General features: G+C 73.0%; 17 protein-coding genes. 2 read left to right on the top strand and 15 right to left on the bottom strand.

Annotation, left to right across the window (positions count from 1 at the left end; all coding sequences use genetic code 11):
* The 7 genes from gatC to ACWEV0_RS29270 form a co-directional block, all read right to left on the bottom strand.
* On the bottom strand, positions 1-297 hold the full coding sequence (gatC, locus tag ACWEV0_RS29240) for an Asp-tRNA(Asn)/Glu-tRNA(Gln) amidotransferase subunit GatC (protein WP_007266718.1): 297 nt from the start codon (positions 295-297) through the stop codon (positions 1-3).
* A gap of 109 nt (positions 298-406) precedes the next feature.
* Entirely contained in the window at positions 407-2,530 is a 2,124-nt protein-coding gene (locus ACWEV0_RS29245) for a putative bifunctional diguanylate cyclase/phosphodiesterase (protein ID WP_453152624.1), read from the bottom strand.
* A 269-nt stretch (positions 2,531-2,799) separates the two neighbouring features.
* Positions 2,800-4,977: an NAD-dependent DNA ligase LigA gene (ligA, locus tag ACWEV0_RS29250; RefSeq protein WP_453152626.1), complete on the bottom strand. Its 2,178-nt coding sequence runs from the start codon at positions 4,975-4,977 to the stop codon at positions 2,800-2,802.
* 32 nt (positions 4,978-5,009) lie between these two features.
* Positions 5,010-6,023: a methionine synthase gene (locus tag ACWEV0_RS29255; RefSeq protein WP_453152627.1), complete on the bottom strand. Its 1,014-nt coding sequence runs from the start codon at positions 6,021-6,023 to the stop codon at positions 5,010-5,012.
* Positions 6,020-8,065 (bottom strand): tetratricopeptide repeat protein, encoded by a 2,046-nt coding sequence (locus ACWEV0_RS29260; protein WP_453152628.1) that lies wholly within the window; start codon positions 8,063-8,065, stop codon positions 6,020-6,022. The genes ACWEV0_RS29255 and ACWEV0_RS29260 overlap by 4 nt, the downstream gene beginning before the upstream one ends.
* A 5-nt stretch (positions 8,066-8,070) precedes the next feature.
* Positions 8,071-8,769: an SDR family oxidoreductase gene (locus ACWEV0_RS29265; protein ID WP_453152629.1), complete on the bottom strand. Its 699-nt coding sequence runs from the start codon at positions 8,767-8,769 to the stop codon at positions 8,071-8,073.
* A 25-nt stretch (positions 8,770-8,794) separates the two neighbouring features.
* Positions 8,795-9,337 (bottom strand): LOG family protein, encoded by a 543-nt coding sequence (locus tag ACWEV0_RS29270; protein ID WP_453152631.1) that lies wholly within the window; start codon positions 9,335-9,337, stop codon positions 8,795-8,797.
* 97 nt (positions 9,338-9,434) lie between these two features.
* On the opposite strand from ACWEV0_RS29270, the gene ACWEV0_RS29275 reads away from it, so the two are divergent.
* Positions 9,435-10,043: an alpha/beta fold hydrolase gene (locus ACWEV0_RS29275; protein WP_453152632.1), complete on the top strand. Its 609-nt coding sequence runs from the start codon at positions 9,435-9,437 to the stop codon at positions 10,041-10,043.
* Positions 10,044-10,050: 7 nt separating this feature from the next.
* Here ACWEV0_RS29275 and mnmA read toward each other — a convergent pair whose 3' ends face one another.
* Positions 10,051-11,199 (bottom strand): tRNA 2-thiouridine(34) synthase MnmA, encoded by a 1,149-nt coding sequence (gene mnmA, locus ACWEV0_RS29280; RefSeq protein ID WP_453152633.1) that lies wholly within the window; start codon positions 11,197-11,199, stop codon positions 10,051-10,053.
* A 76-nt stretch (positions 11,200-11,275) separates the two neighbouring features.
* On the opposite strand from mnmA, the gene ACWEV0_RS29285 reads away from it, so the two are divergent.
* Positions 11,276-12,040 carry an N-acetylmuramoyl-L-alanine amidase gene (locus tag ACWEV0_RS29285; RefSeq protein WP_453152640.1) on the top strand — a complete coding sequence of 255 codons (765 nt, stop codon included), beginning with the start codon at positions 11,276-11,278 and terminating at the stop codon, positions 12,038-12,040.
* Here the strand turns inward: ACWEV0_RS29285 and ACWEV0_RS29290 are convergent.
* The 7 genes from ACWEV0_RS29290 to ACWEV0_RS29320 form a co-directional block, all read right to left on the bottom strand.
* Positions 12,033-13,196 (bottom strand): cysteine desulfurase family protein, encoded by a 1,164-nt coding sequence (locus ACWEV0_RS29290; protein ID WP_453152634.1) that lies wholly within the window; start codon positions 13,194-13,196, stop codon positions 12,033-12,035. The two genes, ACWEV0_RS29285 and ACWEV0_RS29290, sit on opposite strands and share 8 nt — an antisense overlap.
* Before the next feature lie 76 nt (positions 13,197-13,272).
* Positions 13,273-14,382, bottom strand: a complete 1,110-nt coding sequence (locus ACWEV0_RS29295; protein ID WP_453152635.1) for a trypsin-like serine peptidase — start codon at positions 14,380-14,382, stop codon at positions 13,273-13,275.
* Between the two features lie 143 nt (positions 14,383-14,525).
* The gene (locus ACWEV0_RS29300; protein WP_453152636.1) at positions 14,526-15,392 is read right to left on the bottom strand and encodes a thioesterase family protein; all 867 of its coding nucleotides are present in this window, start codon (positions 15,390-15,392) and stop codon (positions 14,526-14,528) included.
* Between the two features lie 26 nt (positions 15,393-15,418).
* Complete coding sequence (locus ACWEV0_RS29305) at positions 15,419-16,123, bottom strand: trimeric intracellular cation channel family protein (protein ID WP_453152637.1); 705 nt, start codon at positions 16,121-16,123, stop codon at positions 15,419-15,421.
* 81 nt (positions 16,124-16,204) lie between these two features.
* Positions 16,205-17,344 carry a dipeptide ABC transporter ATP-binding protein gene (locus tag ACWEV0_RS29310; protein ID WP_453152641.1) on the bottom strand — a complete coding sequence of 380 codons (1,140 nt, stop codon included), beginning with the start codon at positions 17,342-17,344 and terminating at the stop codon, positions 16,205-16,207.
* A 23-nt stretch (positions 17,345-17,367) separates the two neighbouring features.
* The gene (locus ACWEV0_RS29315; RefSeq protein ID WP_453152638.1) at positions 17,368-18,480 is read right to left on the bottom strand and encodes an ABC transporter ATP-binding protein; all 1,113 of its coding nucleotides are present in this window, start codon (positions 18,478-18,480) and stop codon (positions 17,368-17,370) included.
* Positions 18,477-19,475: an ABC transporter permease gene (locus ACWEV0_RS29320; protein WP_453152642.1), complete on the bottom strand. Its 999-nt coding sequence runs from the start codon at positions 19,473-19,475 to the stop codon at positions 18,477-18,479. Before ACWEV0_RS29320 ends, ACWEV0_RS29315 begins: the two co-directional genes overlap by 4 nt.
* Positions 19,476-19,549 lie beyond the last annotated feature (74 nt).

Genomic DNA, 19,549 nt, shown 5'->3' on the forward strand with positions numbered 1-19,549 from the left:
TTAGTCCTCCCCCAGGATCTGCGGCACCTTGAAACGCTGCTGCTCCTGGGCCGGGGCGCCGGAGAGCGCCTGCTCGGGGGTGAGCGACGGACGGACCTCGTCCGCGCGCATGACATTGGTCAGCGGCAGCGGGTGGGAGGTCGGCGGTACGTCTTGGTCGGCGACCTCGGAGACGCGGGCGACCGCGCCGATGATGTCGTCGAGCTGTCCGGCGAAGTGGTCGAGTTCTTCGCTCTTGAGCTCCAGACGCGCCAGCCGTGCGAGGTGTGCGACCTCCTCGCGCGTGATGCCAGGCATGCGGATCCTCACGGGGTGAGTTTGATGGTGTTGGCCCAATCCTATGGGGCCCGCACCGCTGCCCGTGAAACGGTTTGCCCCGCGGACCGTCGGCGGCGGGGCTTCGCGGCTACTGGACGACGTGTCCGGAGGGGTGCTCGACGTCCACGATCGCCGCGCTCGCCGCGATCTCCGAGGGGCGGCGCCAGCCGTGCTCCCCCCGGGCGCGCAGCCAGGCGGTGGTCTCGGCGGGCGGCATGGCGGCGGCCACCAGCCAGCCCTGGACGGCGTCGCAGCCCAGGTCGCGCAGGCGCTCCCAGGTCTCGTCGTCCTCGACGCCCTCGGCGACCACGAGGAGGCCGAGGGAGTGGGCGAGGTCGACGGTGCAGCGGACGATCTCGGCGTCCTCGGTGTCGACGGCGAGCCGGGCGACGAAGGAGCGGTCGATCTTCAGTTCGCTCACCGGGAGGCGGCGCAGGTGCACCAGGGAGGAGTAGCCGGTGCCGAAGTCGTCGAGCGACATCTTGACGCCGTGGCCGGTGAGGCCGGCCATGGTGTCGGCGGCCCGCTGCGGGTCCTCCAGGAGGACGTGCTCCGTTATCTCCAGCTGGAGCGCGCCGGCCGGGACGCCGTGCCGGGCGAGCCGGGCGGCGACGGCGCCGGCGAAGCCGGGGGTGTGGACGTCGCGCGGCGAGACGTTGACGGCGACGGGCACGTTGAGGCCCTGGGCGCGCCAGCGGGCCACCTGGGCGAGAGCGGTCTCCAGGACGTACTCGGTCAGGTGGGGCATCAGGCCGGAGGACTCGGCGATGGCGATGAACTCGTCCGGCGGGACCTTGCCGCGCTCCGGGTGGACCCAGCGGACCAGGGCCTCCAGGCCGGCGACCTGGCCGTCGAAGCGGACCTTGGGCTGGTAGTGCAGCTCGACCTCGCCGGCGTCGAGGGCGCGGCGCAGGTCGCCGAGGAGTCCGAGCCGGTCGGGGGTGTTGGAGTCGCGCTTGGACTCGTACACCTCGACGCCGGTGCGGTCCCGCTTGGCCTGGTACATCGCCACGTCGGCGCGGCGCAGCAGGCCCTCGGCGTCGAGGGCGTGCTCGGGGAAGACGGCGACGCCGGCGCTGGCCTCCAGGACGAGGGTGAGCCCGTCCAGGTCGAGCGGCGAGGACAGCTCGGCGACGAGGTGGCGGGCGACCCGCTGGGCGCTGGTGGTGGAGTCGGCGGTGGGGAGCAGCACGGCGAACTCGTCGCCGCCGAGCCGGGCGGCCTCGGCGCCGCGGGGCAGGGCGAGCCGCAGCCGTTCGGCGATCTGGAGCAGCAGCCGGTCGCCGGCGAGGTGCCCGAGGGTGTCGTTGACCGAGCGGAAGCGGTCGAGGTCGATCAGTACGAGGGCGGAGCGGAGGCCTTCGCCCTCGGCCTCCTCCAGTGCGGTCCAGGTGCGCTCCAGGAGCCACTGGCGGTTGGGCAGTCCGGTGAGCGGGTCGCGCAGCTGCTCCTCGGCGCGGGCGCGGGCGATCCACAGGGTGGAGTCGAGGGCGATGAGGGGGACCGCGAAGAGCGGCAGCAGCGGCGGCCGGGAGGCGGCGACGACGCAGATCAGCGGGGCGATGGCGAGCAGCGCGACGGCGACCAGGCCCTGGCGGAGCAGGGCGCTGCGGGCGGCCGTGGGCAGTCCGCCGCCCTGGGGCGCGAGCGCATACCACAGCAGCATCCGGGTCGCCACGAGATAGGCGACGGCGGCGAGCGCCACTTCCGGTACGGCCCCGATCCCCCAGTCGAGGGGCTGCCAGGGCCGCGCGACGGTGGGGGCGGACCCGAAGGTGGCGAGGACGAGGGCGGCGGCGCCGGTGCCGATGACGTCGACCGCGCCGTGCAGCAGGCCCTGGCGCCAGCGGTGCCGGCGGGCGGCGGCGACGAGCACGACGACGGCGAGCGAGACCAGACAGGCCGGCACCCAGCCGTAGAGGAGCAGGACGGCCAGGGTGAGGGCGGCGCCGGAACCGGTGCCGCCCCACCAGCGGTCGCGGCCGAGCGCGACCAGATGGCCGACGATGAGGCCGGTGAGGACGGCGAGCGACCAGCCGGGGGCGCCGCCGGGGAAGAGGGCCTGGCCGGTGCTCAGCGCGTGGTAGAGCCCGGCGGTGAGTGCGACGGCGGCGATGCCCAGCAGGGCTCCGGGGAGCCCTGAGGTGATGCCCACGAAGGCCGCTCGGCCCTGGGGCCGTGCGACCGGGGCGGCGCTCTCGGTCGGTTTCATTCCCGTCCCTCTCAAGGGGGTAGTGCGCGTCCTGCTCCCGCACACGCCGGCAGGGTCCCTCGCGCGGCCGTGCGCGGCGGACGCACGGTCACCACACTAGGCCGCCGAAGGCCGCTACGGGCAGCGCTCTCCATGTCTTGCCCGAATGCGACCCGGCCACCCGTAACGATCTGGTATGCGCCGAACGGGTGAGCTTTCAGGGCCCGTCGGCGCTTCGGGCGGCCGCCCCGGCCGCCGCCCGTCCTGCCCTCCCGCCGACGGCCCGCCGGCTACTCCGGGACGGGCAGCGCGGCCTCCTGAGCGGCTTCGGGACCTTGTTCGAGCAGCACGACGAACCCGTCCTCGTCGAGAACCGGAACCTTCAGCTGCATCGCCTTGTCGTACTTGGATCCCGGGTTGTCACCGACGACCACGAAGGCCGTCTTCTTCGAAACGGAACCCGTCACCTTCGCTCCTTGGGCCTGGAGCGATTCTTTTGCGCCATCCCTGGTGTAGTTCTGCAGGGTGCCGGTGACGACCACGGTCAGCCCGTCGAGCGGCCGCGGCCCCTGCTCCTCGCCGGCGCCCTCGTCCTCGAAGCTCACCCCGGCCGCGCGCCACTTGCGCACGATCTCGCGGTGCCACTCCTCGGCGAACCACTGCTTCACCGCGGCGGCGATGATCCCGCCCACGCCGTCGACCGCGGCGAGCTCCTCCTCCGTCGCCTGCTCGATCCGCTCCAGGGAGCGGAACTCGCGGGCCAGCGCCTCGGCCGCCACCGGACCGACGTGACGGATCGACAGGCCGTTGATGAACCGGGCCAGCGGCCGGGTCTTGGCCGCCTCGATGTTCGCCAGCATGGCCAGGGCGTTCTTCTTCGGCTCGCCCTTCTGGTTGGCGAAGACGGAGGCGATCTTCTCCTCGCCGGTCTTCGGGTCGCGCTTCGGCAGCCCGCTGTCCGGGTCGAGGACGTACGCCCTGATCGGCAGCAGCTGCTCGATCGTCAGGTCGAACAGATCGCCCTCGTCGAGGATCGGCGGCTCGGCCGGTTCGAGCGGACGGGTGAGCGCCGCCGCCGCGACCATGCCGAAGTTCTCGATGTCGAGGCACTGGCGGCCGGCCAGGAAGAACAGCCGCTCGCGCAGCTGGGCGGGGCACGACTGCGCGTTGGGGCAGCGCAGGTCGATGTCGCCCTCCTTCATCGGCTTCAGCGGCGTGCCGCACTCGGGGCACTCGGCCGGCATCACGAACTCGCGCTCGGTGCCGTCCCGCAGGTCCGCGACCGGGCCGAGGATCTCCGGGATGACGTCACCGGCCTTGCGCAGCACCACGGTGTCGCCGATCAGCACGCCCTTGGCCTTCACCACGTCCTGGTTGTGCAGGGTGGCGAACTCGACCTCGGAGCCGGCCACCGTCACCGGCTCCACCTGCGCGTACGGCGTGACGCGGCCGGTGCGGCCGACGCCGACCTTGATGTCGACCAGCTTGGTGTTGACCTCCTCCGGCGCGTACTTCCACGCGATGGCCCAGCGCGGGGCGCGGGCCGTGGAGCCGAGCCGGCCCTGGAGCGGGATCTCGTCGAGCTTGACGACGACACCGTCGATCTCGTGCTCGACGGAGTGCCGGTTCTCGCCGAAGTACGCGATGAACTCGCGGACCCCGCCGAGCGAGTCGACCACCTTGTTGTGCCGGGCGGTGGGCAGGCCCCACTCGTGCAGCAGCTCGTACGCGTCCGAGAGGCGGGCGATCTCCAGGCCGTCCCGGGCGCCGATCCCGTGCACCACCATGTGCAGCGGCCGGGTCGCCGTCACCTTGGGGTCCTTCTGCCGCAGCGAGCCCGCCGCCGCGTTGCGCGGATTGGCGAAGGGCTTGTCGCCGGCCTCGACCAGGCGCGCGTTCAGCCCCTCGAACGCCTCCATCGGGAAGTAGACCTCGCCGCGGATCTCCACCAGGTCCGGGACGCGCTCGCCGCGCAGCCGGTCGGGGATGTCCGCGATCGTCCGCACGTTCGGCGTGATGTCCTCGCCGGTGCGGCCGTCGCCGCGGGTCGCCGCGCGGGTCAGCCGCCCCTTCTCGTACGTGAGGTTCACGGCCAGGCCGTCGACCTTCAGCTCGCACAGGAAGTGGTAGTCGCCCGTGCCGACGTCCTTGGCGATCCGCTCGGCCCAGGCGGCCAGCTCCTCGTCGTCGAACGCGTTGTCCAGCGACAGCATCCGCTCCCGGTGCTGCACGGACGCGAAGTCCGTCTCGTACGACCCGGCGACCTTCTGGGTCGGCGAGTCGGGCGTGCGCAGCTCCGGATACTGCTCCTCCAGCGCCTCCAGGGCGCGCAGGAGCTTGTCGAACTCCGCGTCGCTGATGACCGGCTGGTCCTTCACGTAGTACCGGAAGCGGTGCTCCTCGACCTGCTCCGCCAGCTCGGCGTGCTTCTCCCGCGCCTCGGCGGGGGCCCCCTGTTCGACTGCCACCTTCGTCCGTCCTCCCGTGCTTACGACCCCGGTCACTCTGGGTTGTCCGCGAGCGATCTCGCCGCCCGGACGCAGTGCGCGAGCGCCTTGCGGGCGTATGCCGGCGTGGCACCCGCGAGACCGCAGGCCGGGGTGACCACCACGGACTCGGCGAGAGTCCCCGGATTCAGCCCCAGCCTGCGCCACAGCGTCCTGACACCCATGACGCTACCGCCCGGGTCTGACAATGCCCCCGACGCCGGGTCGGTGGACGGCACCACACCGGCGAAGAGCTTGGTCCCGGCCTCCACCGCCTCCCCGATCGGCTCCTCGTCACGCTCGGTGAGGAGCGAGAAGTCGAACGACACGCCCGCCGCCCCGGCCCGCCGCAGCAGCGCGAACGGCACCCCCGGCGCGCACGAGTGCACGACGACGGGTCCGTCGTGGACGCCGATCACGTCCCGCAGCGCCGCCTCCACGACCTGCCGGTCGACGGCCCGGTGGGTGCGGTAGCCGCTGGCGGTACGGACCTGGCCGAGGAGCACGGCGGTCAGCGAGGGCTCGTCGAGCTGCAGCACGACCCTGGCCCCGGGCACCCGCTTGCGCACGTCGGCCAGGTGCCCGCGCAGCCCCTCCGCGAGCGACGCGGCCAGGTCCCGGCAGGCCCCGGCATCCGACAGCGCGGCCTCTCCGCCGTGCAGTTCGAGCGCCGCGGCGAGCGTCCACGGCCCGACCGCCTGCACCTTGAGCGCGCCCTCGTACCCCTGTGTGAACTCCTCCAGGGCGTCCAGGTCCTCGCCCAGCCAGGAGCGGGCCCGCCGGGTGTCCCGCCCGGGCCGGTCGCTGATCCGCCACCCGCTCGGCTCCACGTGCGCGTACAGCTCCGCGAGCAGCCCCGTGGTCCGCCCGATCATGTCGGCGCCGGGCCCGCGGGCGGGCAGCTCGGCGAGGAACGGGAAGTCCTCGAAGGACCCGGTGACGGTCTTGGCGGCTTCGCGGGCGTCGGTGCCGGGGAGGGAGCCGACGCCGGTGGCGGCGGCCCAGGGGAAATCGTTCTTCTCGCTCACCCGGGAAGCGTACGTGCCGTGCGCTCCAGGGTCGCGCGGGTGGAGACGGTGACCGGGTGGTCGGGGCCGAGGACACGGGTGCGGGCGTCGAGGACGGCGGTGAGCTCGGGGACGGCGGAGGCGGGGTCGAGGACGGTGGCGAGGTTGAAGCGGGCGGTCAGGGTGTTGGGATGGTCGGGCCCGACCAGCCGGAGCCGGGCCTCGGCGACGGCCTCGAACTCGGGGCGCGCCGCGTCGGGGTCACCGGCGTTCCGCAGCAGACAGGCCCGGTTCTCCCGGCTGGTGAGGGTGTCGGGGTGCTCCGGGCCATGAACCCTCGTCTCCGCTTCGAGGACGGCCTCCAGCTCGGCGAGGGCCTCCCGCGTCCGGCCGAGGACGGCGAGGCTCATCGCGAGGTTGTGGCGGGTTTGCAAGGTCTGCTCGTGGTCAGGGCCGAGCACGAGCAGCCGGGACCGGAGGACCTCGGCGTTCTCCGCGCGGGCGGCTTCGAAGTCGCCGCACAGCGAGCGGGCGATGGCCCGCTCGTGACGCACCTGGAGGGTGAAGGGTTCGTCCGGTCCGAGCTCACGCGCGCACTCGTCGGCCAGCGGGTCGAGCACCGCGAGGGCGGGCCCGCCGCCACTGAGGGACAGCAGGTTCCGCCCGTGCTGGAGACGGGCCTCCCGAGTGACGGGGTGACTTTCCGTCAGATCGAGCGCGACACCGTCCCGTACGGCGTGCCCGGCGCCGGCCGCGCCCCTGACCAGCCCCTGGACGGCGAGCGACCGCACGGCCAGGACTGCCGCCTCCCAGACCTCCGCCGGGGTGCCGGGCCCGAGCCCGTCCAGCAGGTGCGGCACGAGCAGGGGCCACAGCGCCCCGCGCTTCTCCGGCGCCTCGATCTCCCGCGCCAGCGCCGCCGACAACGCCTCCCGCTCGCCCCGGTACGCGTCCCGCACCAGCGGATGCACCGTCACCACCGGCTCTCCGTCCATCCGCAGAGCGGCGAGCCCCAGCCGGTCCAGTGCCTGCAGGCAGGCCCACAGCTCCCCCGGCGGAATCGCGATCCGTTCCGGGGCGAACACCCGCAGCGGTACGGGCGCGTCGGCGAAGCCGGCGAGGAGGCGGAGGACGTCCTCCGCGCGGACGTGGCCGCGGTCGTGGAGGAGCCGGAGGGACATGGCCCAGATCCGGGCGAGGGTGCCGTCGCGGTCGACGGCGAGGTCTCCCGTACCGAGGGCGGTGAGATAGGCGCCGTACGTGGCGGGCTCGTCGGCTGCCCGCAGGAACGCGGGGCGTTCGGCGACCGAGGCCAGGTAGCGCCCGGCGCTGTCCAGGGCGAGCGGCAGCCCTCCGAGGCGTACGGAGAGCAGCTCGGCGTCCGTCTCGGGCCCGGCCGCCTCCCCCGCCCGGTCGACGAGGGCACGGGCGCCCTCGTCGACCGGCAGCGCGCCGAGCGGATGGAGTACGGGGCCGGTGCCCCAGGCGGCGGGGTCGCCGTCGCGGGTGGTGACGAGGACGAGGCCGGCCGCACCGTCGGGCGCGCGGACCCAGCCCGTACCGGCGGCGAGGGAGCCGGGCCCGTCGAGCAGTCCGAGGTCATCGGCGTTGTCGAGGACGAGGAGCCAGGGGCCGGGCAGGGCGGCGAGCCGTTCCCACAGGAGGTCGGCGGTCTGGCCGCTCGCCAGTTCGTCCTCGCGGACGCCGACCCGGCGGGCCACCGCGCGCAGCCCGCCCGCGAGCCGTCCGGCGTCCTGGGCGGCCACCCACCACACGGGCGCGCCGCCGCGCGCGAGGACGTCGGCGACCTCCAGGGCGAGGCTGGTCTTGCCGACGCCGCCGAGCCCGTACAGCACGTGCGTGCCGGAGGCGGCGCGCAGCCGGCCCAGCAGCTCCCCGCGGCCCCGCAGCGGGGTGCCGCGCCGCCCGAAGGGCGGGGCGACGGTCACCTCGTCGGCGGGCGGCGGGGCCTGGTGCACGACGAGGTGCTCGATGTGCCCGGCCTGGACGACAGTCCCCTGCGTCCCGCCCGATACGACGTTCCTGCCCTCCGCCCCCGTCATCCGCGTCAGCGCCCCGGGCGCACGGTCAGGTCGTTGACCTCGGCGTCACGCGGCAGGTCGATCGCCATGACGATGGTCGTCGCCACCGACTCCGGGTCGATCCAGCGCTCGGGGTCGTACTCCTTGCCCTCCTGCTGGTGCACCTTCGCCTGCATGGGGCTGGCCGTCCGCCCCGGGTACACCGACGTCACCCGCACCCCGTTGGTGTGCTCCTCGTGCCGCAGCGAGTCGGCGAGCGCCTTCAGCCCGTGCTTGGAGGCGGCGTACGCGCCCCACTCGGCGTGCGCGTTGAGCCCGGCGCCGGAGTTCACGAACAGCACATGGCCCTTGGAGACCCGCAGCAGCGGCAGGAAGTGCCGGGTCAGCTCGGCCGGCGCGACCAGGTTGACATTGAGCTGGTGGTGCCAGGTCTTCGGCGTCAGCTCCCCGACCGGCCCTAGGTCGACGACTCCCGCGATGTGCAGCAGCGTGTCCACCCGCTCCGGCAGCGTCTGGTGCGAGAACGCCCACGACAGCCGGTCGGGATCCGCCAGGTCCCCCACCAGCGTCCGCGCCCCGGGGAACTCGCCCGCCAGCTCCTTCGCCCGCGCCGCGTTCCGCGCGTGCAGCACGAGCTCGTCCCCGCGCGCGTGCAGCCGCCGCGCGACGGCGGCGCCGATGCCGGAGCCGGCTCCGGTGATCACATGTGTAGCCATGGCCCCCATGCTCGCATCATCGACGGGACTCGCATCAGCCGCGGGAGGAGACCGTCTCCTCCAGGTACGCCAGCGCCGCCGCCCCGTCCTCGGCGAAGAACACGAGGTCGGTCAGCGGTATCGGGAGGAAGCCCTCCTCCTCCATGCGCCGGAACTGGGTCTTGAGGCCGTCGTAGAAGCCGGCCGTGTTGAGGAGGACGACGGGCTTGGTGTGCTTGCCGTGCTTCTTCAGTTCCAGGATCTCGGTGGCCTCGTCGAGGGTGCCGGTGCCGCCGACCATGACGACGATCGCGTCGGACTTGGCGAGGAGCAGCGCCTTCCGCTCGGCGAGGTCCTTGGCGACGACCATCTGGTCGGCTACCGGGCGGGCCTTCGCCGCGAGGAAGTCGACGGAGACGCCGACCAGACGGCCGCCGGCCTCTTCCACGCCGTCCGCGACGACCTTCATCAGGCCCGTGTCGGAGCCGCCCCAGACCAGGGTGTGGCCCGCCTTGCCGAGGCGCTTGGCGAAGTCGCGGGCGGGCACGGTGTAGCGGTCGTCGAGGTCGGCGGCGGAGAGGAAGACGCAGATATTCATGGGCTCCACCGTAGGTGCTCGCACTGACAGCGGAACTTCTCCGGGAAGTTCCGCGCGCGAGCGATGAGTTCCGGGCGCTGCGCCGGTCTGCACTGCCATGGACGAGGTGAGGACCACGCCGTGCCGGGCCAGGGGCCTGGTCAGGGCGCAGGACGGGACGCGGATCGCGTACGAGCGGTACGGGGACGGGGACGTGGGCGGGCCGCCGCTGATCCTGGTGGGCGGGGCGGACGGGGGCCAGTCCGTGCTCGCCGGGCTGCTGGCGCGCCGGTTCCCGGTGGTGGCGTACGAGCGGCGCTCCGGGCCCGGGGCCGGCGAGGTGGAGCGGGAGATCGCCGATCTGGCGGCGCTCGTCGACGCGGTGGGCGCGGGCGCGGTGGGTACGGCGGCGGTGCACGGCACGGCGTCGGGCGGGGCGCTCGCCCTGGCCGCGGCGGCGGCCGGGGTGCCGGTCGGGCCGGTGTCGGTGTACGAGCCGTCGTACCGCGCCGGGGCGGCCGTACAGCTGGGCCGGGTGCCCGCGCGCGTCCTCGTGGTCGACGGCGGCGCGAGCCCGTCGTGGACGCGGCGGGCGGCCCGTACGGTCGCGGCGGCCGTCCCGCGCGGCCGGCACCGCACGCTGACCGGTCAGACGCACGAGGTGTCCCCGCACGTGCTCGCGCCGGTCCTGGCCGACTTCTACGCGGAGGAGCCGACGGGCGGCTGACCGGGCGTCAGGCCTGCGCGGCCGGTTCGGCCGTGCGCCGCACGGTCGTCGCGATCGTCGCCGAGCCGACGACCCGCGTGCCGTCGTAGAGCACGATGGCCTGGCCGGGGGCCACGCCCCGGACCGGCGCGTCGAAGGTGACGGACAGCTCGCCGTCCGTCATCGCCGCGCTGACCGGGGTCTCGTCGCCGTGGGCGCGGAGCTGGGCCGTGTAGCGGCCGGGGCCCTCGGGGGCGGTGCCGCACCAGCGGGGCTTGATGGCGGTGAGGGCGGTGACGTCGAGCGCCTCGGCGGGGCCGACGGTGACGGTGTTGTTCACCGGCGAGATGTCGAGGACGTAGCGCGGCTTGCCGTCCGGCGCCGGGTGCCCGATGCGCAGGCCCTTGCGCTGGCCGATGGTGAAGCCGTAGGCGCCGGTGTGGCTGCCCACCTTCGTGCCGGACTCGTCGACGATGTCGCCCTCCGCCGTACCCAGGTGCTTGGCGAGGAAGCCCTGGGTGTCGCCGTCCGCGATGAAGCAGATGTCGTGGCTGTCGGGCTTCTTGGCGACGGCGAGGCCGCGCCGCTCCGCCTCGGCCCGGATCTCGTCCTTGGTGGTGACGGTGTCGCCGAGCGGGAACATGGCGTGGGCGAGCTGCTTCTCGTCGAGCACTCCGAGCACGTACGACTGGTCCTTGGCCATGTCGGAGGCCCGGTGCAGCTCGCGGGTGCCGTCCTCGCGCAGCACGACGGTGGCGTAGTGGCCGGTGCAGACGGCGTCGAAGCCGAGGGCGAGCGCCTTGTCGAGGAGCGCGGCGAACTTGATCTTCTCGTTGCAGCGCAGGCACGGGTTGGGCGTGCGGCCCGCCTCGTACTCGGCGACGAAGTCGTCGACGACGTCCTCGCGGAACCGCTCGGCCAGGTCCCACACGTAGAACGGGATGCCGATGACGTCGGCGGCCCGCCGGGCGTCGCGCGAGTCCTCGATGGTGCAGCAGCCCCGCGCTCCGGTACGGAAGGACTGCGGGTTGGCGGAGAGGGCCAGGTGCACGCCGGTGACGTCGTGGCCCGCCTCGGCGGCACGGGCGGCGGCGACGGCGGAGTCCACTCCGCCCGACATGGCGGCGAGGACCCGGAGGGGGCGGTCGAGGGGGCGCTGCGGCGGGGTCTGAGTCATAGCCCTACCAGGGTACGGGGCCCGTGGGGGTACGGGCCGGGGAACCGTGGTCGTGGGAGTGAGCGTTCTCGATCACATGGGGAACCAGGGGCAGGGCAAGGGCGGGGCCGGGAGCAAGGGCGGCGGGAAAGCGCCCGCGAAGAAGAGCGCGGCCGGGAGCAGGGGCGGGGCCGGGGGCAGCAGCGGGAAGAAGGCGCCTGCCAAGAAGGGCGGGCCCGGGCGGCGGGCCTTCCTGCTCGGCGGCACGGTCGCCGTCGTCGGCACGGTCGCGCTCGCCCGCGACGAGCTGGCGCGCCTCTACTGGCGGCTGCCCGGCGTCGAGCGCAAGCGGGTCGAGGGCGTGCTCGACCACAAGGGCGCCGAGTGGACGGCGGCGTCCCGCTACAACTGGCGGCGCGCCGACCGCCCCGACGACTACGTGATCGACCGGGTCGTGATCCATGTCGTCCAGGGCAGCTACGCCTCCGCCCTGCGGGTCTTCAAGGACCCGGGGCACGGAGCCGCCGCGCACTACGTGGTCCGCAGGGACGGGCACATCGCGCAGATGATCCGGGAGCTCGACGTGGCCTTCCACGCCGGGAACCGGGACATGAACGAGCGCAGCATCGGCATCGAGCACGAGGGCTTCGTCGACCGGCCGCAGGACTTCACGCCGGCGATGTACGCGGCGTCGGCGCGGCTCACGGCGGACATCTGCGCGCGGTACGGGATACCCGTGGACCGGGAGCACATCATCGGGCACGTGGAGGTGCCGGGCACCGACCACACGGACCCGGGGCCGCACTGGGACTGGCCCCGGTACATGGCGCTCGTGAGACGGGAACGGTCCGGGCTCAGCTGAGGCCGGCGGTCCGCGCCCGCTCCACCGCCGGGCCGATCGCCTCGGCGACGGCCGCCACGTCCTCCTTGGTGGAGGTGTGGCCGAGGCTGAAGCGCAGCGTGCCGCGGGCCAGGTCCGGGTCGGCGCCGGTGGCGAGCAGCACGTGGCTGGGCTGGGCGATGCCGGCGGTGCAGGCGGAGCCGGTGGAGCACTCGATGCCGGCGGCGTCGAGGAGCAGCAGCAGCGAGTCGCCCTCGCAGCCGGGGAAGCTGAAGTGCGCGTTGGCGGGGAGCCGGTCGACCGGGTCGCCGCCGAGGATCGCGTCGGGGACGGCGGTGCGGACGGCGGTGACGAGTTCGTCGCGCAGCGCGCCGACCGTGCGGGCGAACTCCTCGCGGCCCTCGTCCGCGAGCCGGCCCGCGACGGCGAACGCGGCGACGGCGGGCACGTCGAGGGTGCCGGAGCGGACGTGGCGCTCCTGGCCGCCGCCGTGCAGGACGGGGACGGGGGTGTACTCGCGGCCGAGGAGCAGCGCGCCGATGCCGTACGGGCCGCCGATCTTGTGGCCGGAGACGGTCATCGCGGCGAGGCCGGAGTCGGCGAAGCCGACCGGGACCTGGCCGAACGCCTGGACGGCGTCGGCGTGCAGCGGTACGCCGAACTCGGCGGCCACGTCCGCGAGTTCACGGACCGGCATGAGCGTGCCGATCTCGTTGTTCGCCCACATGACGGTGGCGAGGGCGACCGAGTCCGGGTCGCGGGCGATGGCCTCGCGCAGCGCGTCGGGGTGCACGCGGCCGTACGCGTCGACGGGCAGGTACTCGACGGTGGCGCCCTCGTGGGTGGCCAGCCAGTCGACGGCGTCGAGGACGGCGTGGTGCTCCACGGGGCTCGCGAGGACCCGGACGCGGCGCGGGTCGGCGGCCCGCCGGGCCCAGTACAGGCCCTTCACGGCGAGGTTGTCCGCCTCGGTGCCGCCCGAGGTGAACACGACCTCGCTGGGCCGCGCGCCGAGCGCGCCCGCGAGCGTCTCGCGGGCCTCCTCGACGGTCCGCCGGGCGCGCCGGCCGGCGGCGTGCAGCGAGGAGGCGTTGCCCGTGACGGCGAGCTGGGCGGTCATCGCCTCGATCGCCTCGGGCAGCATGGGCGTGGTCGCGGCGTGGTCGAGGTAAGCCATGGTGGCAACGATTCTACGAGGCGGGCCGCGGGCGGCGAGCGCCTGGCCGGTTTAGGCCGGCCTCCCCCTCCCCCCGTCAGGGATAGTGCTGTCGCGCGTAGGAGATCAGCGAGGAAAGGGCCGGTCCGCCTCCCGCCTCGTTGTCCCCGCTCGTGTCGTTGCCGGGGCGCTGGGGGCTCGTGCTGTCGGTGCCGACGAGGCGGGGCCAGGGTTCCTCGCCCCACCAGCCCCAGTACGGTCCGCCGGAGTGGCCGGGCGAGGTGTCCATGAAGTGGCCGAGTACGTACCCCTCCTGGCCGCTCGCGGAGTGGGACTGGACCGAGGTGATCGCGCCCGGCGAGAAGAAGGCGGGGCGCTGGCTGCCGGAGAGGTCGCCGGGGTAGCCGATCTGCTGCCAGTAGCTGCCGTCGTTCCAGGACTGGGCGTAGGTGCGGTAGCCGACGTAGCCGGTCAGGTCCCCGATGGGGCTGTCCAGGACGATCACGACGTAGTCGAACGCGGTCTCCTGGTCGCTCAGACCGTCCGAGGCGTCGGCCTTCTGCCAGTAGATGACCCGCTCGCCCCAGGCGGCGCCGAACGGCTCGGCGCCGTTGTAGTAGGCGGGGGTGAACTTGACCCAGCCCGCGCCGGAGTCGGTCCACTGCATGCAGTGGGAGCCGGTGACCATGAGGCGGCGGCCGATCATCGTGCCCGTGCAGGAGCCGCCGGCGGTGTCCACGCGTCCGGCCGTGCACCACGGGAACGAGGTGTCGCGGAAGAGGTAGCGGGTGTCCGGCGCGAACACCGAGTTGGGGATGTCGTTGTCCTCGCGGATCTCCTGCGGCCGGGGCTGTTCCACCAGTTCCGGCTTGTAGCTGAGGGGCAGGTGGGCCGGGTGGTGGCCCGCGCTCGACCCGGCGCTCGCCGGCCGGGTGTCCCGCGGGACCGGTTCGGCGATGAGCGGCGGCGGCTCCGACAGCCGGCCCAGGGACCGGGGTGAGGTCTGCACCACCAGGGTGCCGTTCTTCAGGCGCGTGGTGAGGGAGACCTCGTCCCCGTCGGCGGGCCAGCTCCGGTGCAGTTCGACGAGCGGGGCGGCCGGGAACTCCTCGGTCGCGCTCCGGCCGGTCCGGGCCTGCGCCCGGTCCGCCGGGAGCGGCGGCGGGGGCTCCTTCTCGTCGTCGTGCTGCGGTTCCTCGTCGGGCATCGCGGCCTCCTCCGGCGGGTGCGGATGTGCCGCGGTCGTCGGCACCGGAGGCATGCCTTCCCCGTACGGCGCGCGCGGCACGGGCGTGTGGTGCCGTTGCCGCAGTACATCCACCGCACCGGGTGAGCGTCCCGGCCCGTCCGTCAGCCGCGCGGGGCCCGCGCCAGCTGCCTCGACTGGGCCACCAGCCGGTCCGCGGAGTCCCAGACCTCGGCGTCCTCCTCCAGGAAGCCGCCCGCGAGGTTGCGGGTGGTGATGGAGACGCGCAGGGGGCCCGGGGCGGGGCGGCAGCGGATGTGGGTGGTGAGTTCGACGGTGGGGGTCCAGCCCTTGAGGCCGAGCTCGAAGGAGGTCGGCGGCAGGGCGTCGACCGTGAGCAGCAGGGACAGCGCGTCGGGCTCGCGGCCGTCCGCGAGGCCGAACCAGCCGCGCATCTCGCCCTTGCCGGACGGCGCGCCGACCGCCCAGCCGACCGTCGCCGGGTCGAGCCTGAGGTCGAGGCGGTCGGCGATGGCGGACGAGCCCGGGATCTGCGGGGTCGGGCCGTCGGAGGTGCCGAGGCACTGGTCGATCGGGGCGAAGGCGGGCGGCGCCGCGGAGGTGCGGACGTCGTCCGGGAGCGCGTCCAGGTCGCCGTAGGAGGCGAGCACGCGGATGCGCTCGACCTCGGTGCCGTCCTCCGCGTACTGGAAGAGGGACGCCTGGCCGGTGGAGAGCGTGCGGCCGGTGCGGACGGTCTCGGTGCGGATGACCGCCGGGCCCGGCACGGACGGCGTCAGGTAGTGCGCCGAGATCGTGAACGGGTCCGGGTGCGGCAGGTGGTCGCCGAGTGCGCGGCCGAGGAGCGCCAGGAGGTAGCCGCCGTTGACGGCGGCGATGATCGTCCAGCCGGCGGACAGCTCGGCGTCGTAGACGCCGGGCTCGCGGAGGGTGACTGCGGTGTCGCGGTCGAACTCGCTCGTCGTACCGCTCGTCGTGCCGCTCGTCGTCTCGATGCTGCTCGTGCTCATGGCTGAAACGGTACAGCGCTCAGCTACTAAGCGGTAGCTTTTTGGCTCTGGTTCGGGTTCTGATTCCCGTTCTCGGGCTCCTCCCGTGCGCTCGACCGCCGGTTCCAGGCGCGCGGCGCCCGCCAGTGGTAGCGCATGGCCAGGAGGCGCAGCAGGAACGCGGTGAGCACGGCCGCGCCGCTCGTGTACGCGTTGAGCACGTCGAAGCGGATGGCGAGCACCACGATCGTCGCGCCCACGATGGCCGGCACCGCGTACAGGTCGCGGTCCCAGCGGAGCAGCGACGGCACCTCGTTGGCCAGCACGTCGCGCAGCACACCGCCGCCGACGGCCGTGGCGAGGCCTAGCGCCGCGGAGGAGGTGAGGCCGAGCCCGTAGTCGTACGCCTTGGTCGTGCCGGTCACGCAGAACAGGCCCAGACCGGCCGCGTCGAAGACGTTGACGGCGGTCTGGGTGCGCTCGACCTCCGGGTGGAGGAAGAACACCAGCACGGTCGCGACCAGTGGCATCAGGAAGTAGCCGAGATCGGTGAAGGCGGCCGGGGGTACGGCGCCGATGATCAGGTCGCGGAAGAGGCCGCCGCCGAGGGCCGTGACCTCGGCCAGGACGGCGATGCCGAAGACGTCGAAGTTCTTGCGGACGGCGAGCAGGGCGCCGGAGATCGCGAAGACGAAGATGCCGACGAGGTCCAGGGCGTGTTGGACGGACGGGTTGAACAGATCGTGGAGCACCGCCCCATTGTCCTGGTTGTTCCGGTGCGGTCGCGCACGTGAGGCCCCTGCCGCGGCACGCGGCAGGGGCCTCACTCGTACTCACGCCTCGGGAGACTTCTCCGCCGGCTCCGCCGGGGCGGCGTCCTCCGGAGCGGTCTCGGGAGCGGTCTCGGGAGCAGCCTCGGGAGTCTCCGGCTCCGCCGGCTTCTTGGTGATCGTGACCTCCACCGACTCACGCGCCGCCGGCACCGTCACCCCCTCCGCGTTCTCCGGGTGGTGGCACGCCACGCGCTGGCCCGGGCGGAGCTCCAGGAGCGGGGGCTCCTGGGTCTTGCAGACCTCGGTCGCCTTCCAGCAGCGGGTGTGGAAGCGGCAGCCGGCCGGCGGGGCGATCGGGGACGGGACGTCACCGGTCAGCAGGATGCGGTCGTTCTTCTGGCCCCGGCGGCGCGGGTCCGGGATCGGGACCGCGGACATCAGCGCGCGGGTGTACGGGTGCATCGGCGACTCGTACAGGGACTTGCGGTCGGCGAGCTCGACGACCTTGCCCAGGTACATGACCGCGATGCGGTCGGAGACGTGCCGGATGACCGACAGGTCGTGCGCGATGATCACGTACGTGAGGCCCAGCTCCTCCTGGAGGTCGTCCAGGAGGTTGACGACCTGCGCCTGGATGGAGACGTCCAGGGCGGAGACGGGCTCGTCCGCGACCACGAGCTTCGGCTTGAGGGCGAGCGCGCGGGCGATGCCGATGCGCTGGCGCTGGCCGCCGGAGAACTCGTGCGGGTAGCGGTTGTAGTGCTCCGGGTTGAGGCCGACGAGCCCGAGCAGCCGCTGGACCTCCTTCTTCACACCGCCCTCGGGCACGACGCCCTGGAGGTGGAAGGGGGCCGAGATGATCGTGCCGACCGTGTGGCGCGGGTTCAGCGAGCCGTACGGGTCCTGGAAGATCATCTGGATGTCGCGGCGCAGCGGACGCATCTTCGCCACCCCGAGGTGGGAGATGTCCGTGCCCTCGAACTCGATCCGGCCGTCCGTCGGTTCGAGAAGCCGGGTGATCAGCCGGCCCATCGTCGACTTGCCGCAGCCGGACTCGCCGACGACGCCGAGGGTCTCACCGGGGTAGACCTCGAAGTCGATCCCGTCGACCGCCTTGACCGCGCCGGTCTGGCGCTGCAGCAGGCCCTTCCTGATGGGGAAGTGCTTCTGCAGGCCCGTCACCTTCAGCAGGGGTTCCATGTCACTCACGGCCTTGGTGTCGCTCACAGCTTCGGCGCAATCTCTTCGGTCCAGATCCGGGTCCGCTCCTCCTGCGACATGTGGCAGGCGGAGAAGTGCCGGCTACCGTCCTGGGACTCCGTCAGCTCGGGGCGTACGGTCCGGGTGATGCCGTCCTTGGGCACGTCCGCGTACGGGCAGCGCGGGTTGAAGGCGCAGCCGCTGGGGACGTTGATGAGGCTGGGCGGGTTGCCCTTGACCGGGATGAGCCGGTCGGTCTGCTCGCGGTCGATGCGCGGCATGGAGCCGAGCAGACCCCAGGTGTAGGGGTGCTTCGGCTCGTAGAAGACGTCCTCGGCCGTGCCGCGCTCCACGCACCGGCCGCCGTACATCACGAGGATGTCGTCGGCGATCTCGGCGACCACGCCGAGGTCGTGCGTGATGATGATGACCGCGGAGCCGAACTCCTTCTGCAGGTCCCGGATCAGGTCGAGGATCTGGGCCTGGACGGTGACGTCGAGCGCGGTGGTCGGCTCGTCCGCGATGAGCAGCTCGGGGTTGTTCACCAGCGCCATCGCGATCATCGCGCGCTGGCGCATGCCGCCGGAGAACTCGTGCGGGTAGTTGTCGAAGCGCTTGGCCGGCTCGGGGATGCCGACCCGGTCGAGGAGTTCGACCGCCCGCTTCTTCGCCGTCTTCTTGTCGACGTTGTGGTGGACGCGGTACGCCTCCACGATCTGGTTGCCGACCGTGTAGTACGGGTGCATCGCGGACAGCGGGTCCTGGAAGATCATCGCCATCTCGCGGCCGCGCATCCGGCGCACCTCGTCCGGGTTCGCGGAGAGCAGCTCGCGCCCGTTCAGCCAGATCTCGCCGGAGATCCGGGCCTTCTGCCGGCCGTACTGGCCGACGGTGTGCAGGCCCATGATGCCGAGCGAGGTGACCGACTTGCCGGAGCCGGACTCGCCGACGATGCCGAGGGTCTTGCCCTTCTCCAGCTGGAAGGTGAGGCCGTCGACGGACTTGACCAGGCCGTCGTCGGTCGGGAAGTGGATCTTCAGGTCGCGGACGTCGAGGAAGGCGTCCGACGGGGCGTTCCCGGCGGAGGCGACCGGCTCTCCCACGGCAGCGCCGGTCTTGGTGAGCTTGTCGGTCATGCGAGCCTCACTCGGGGGTCGATCACGGCGTACAGCAGGTCGACCACGAGGTTCGCGAGGACGACGCAGGCGGCGGTGATGAGGGTGACCGCCAGGATGATCGGCAGGTCGCGCTCGCTCACGCCCTTGATGGCGAGGCCGCCGAGCCCCTTGAGGTTGAACGCGGTCTCGGTGAGGATCGCGCCGCCGACGAGGGCGCCGAGGTCCATGCCGAAGATGGTCAGGATCGGGGTCATGGTGGAGCGCATGGCGTGCTTGCCGAGCACGACCGGCTCCGGGAGGCCCTTGGCACGGGCGGTACGGATGTAGTCCTCGCCCAGGACCTCGAGCATGGTGGCGCGGGTGAGCCGCGCGTACATCGCCGCGTACAGGAAGGCGAGCGTCACCCAGGGCAGCAGCAGGCCGGCGAACCAGCCGCCGACGGACTCGGTGATCGGCACGTACGTGGCGTCGAGCCAGCCCAGCTGGGTGCGGAAGACGAGCATCGCCAGCATGGCGGTGAAGAAGATGGGGAGCGAGACACCGGCGAGCGCCGTGATCATCGCGGCCCGGTCGATGATCGTGCCCCGCTTGAGCGCGGAGACGACACCGGTGGCCACACCCATGACCAGCCACAGCACGGCGGCGCCGATGACCATGGAGAGGGTCACGGGGAAGGCGTCGACCAGCATGGACGACACGTCCTGGTCGGTGCGGAACGAGTAGCCGAAGCACGGCGCCGCGCAGTGGATGCTGTCGCCGCCGCCGACGTAGTCGCGGCCGACGAAGATGCCCGAGACGAAGTGCCAGAACTGCACCAGGATCGGGTCACCGAGGCCCAGCTTCTGCCGGATGCCCTCGATGGAGGCCGGATCCGCCTGCTTGCCGACGAACATCGCGGCAGGATCGCTGCCGGTCATCTTGGGGATGAGGAAGAAGATGCTGAGCGTCACCAGGGTGACGACGAGCAGCATCACGACGACGGCGAAGAGCCGTCGGATTATGTATGCAAGCATGCGGTCGGCCGGTCGGCGGCTGCCGCCGAACGCCTTCCGGGCCGACGAGAACGCCGTGCTCGCGCACAACGCGG

The organism is Streptomyces sp. NPDC003943, from assembly GCF_053605265.1.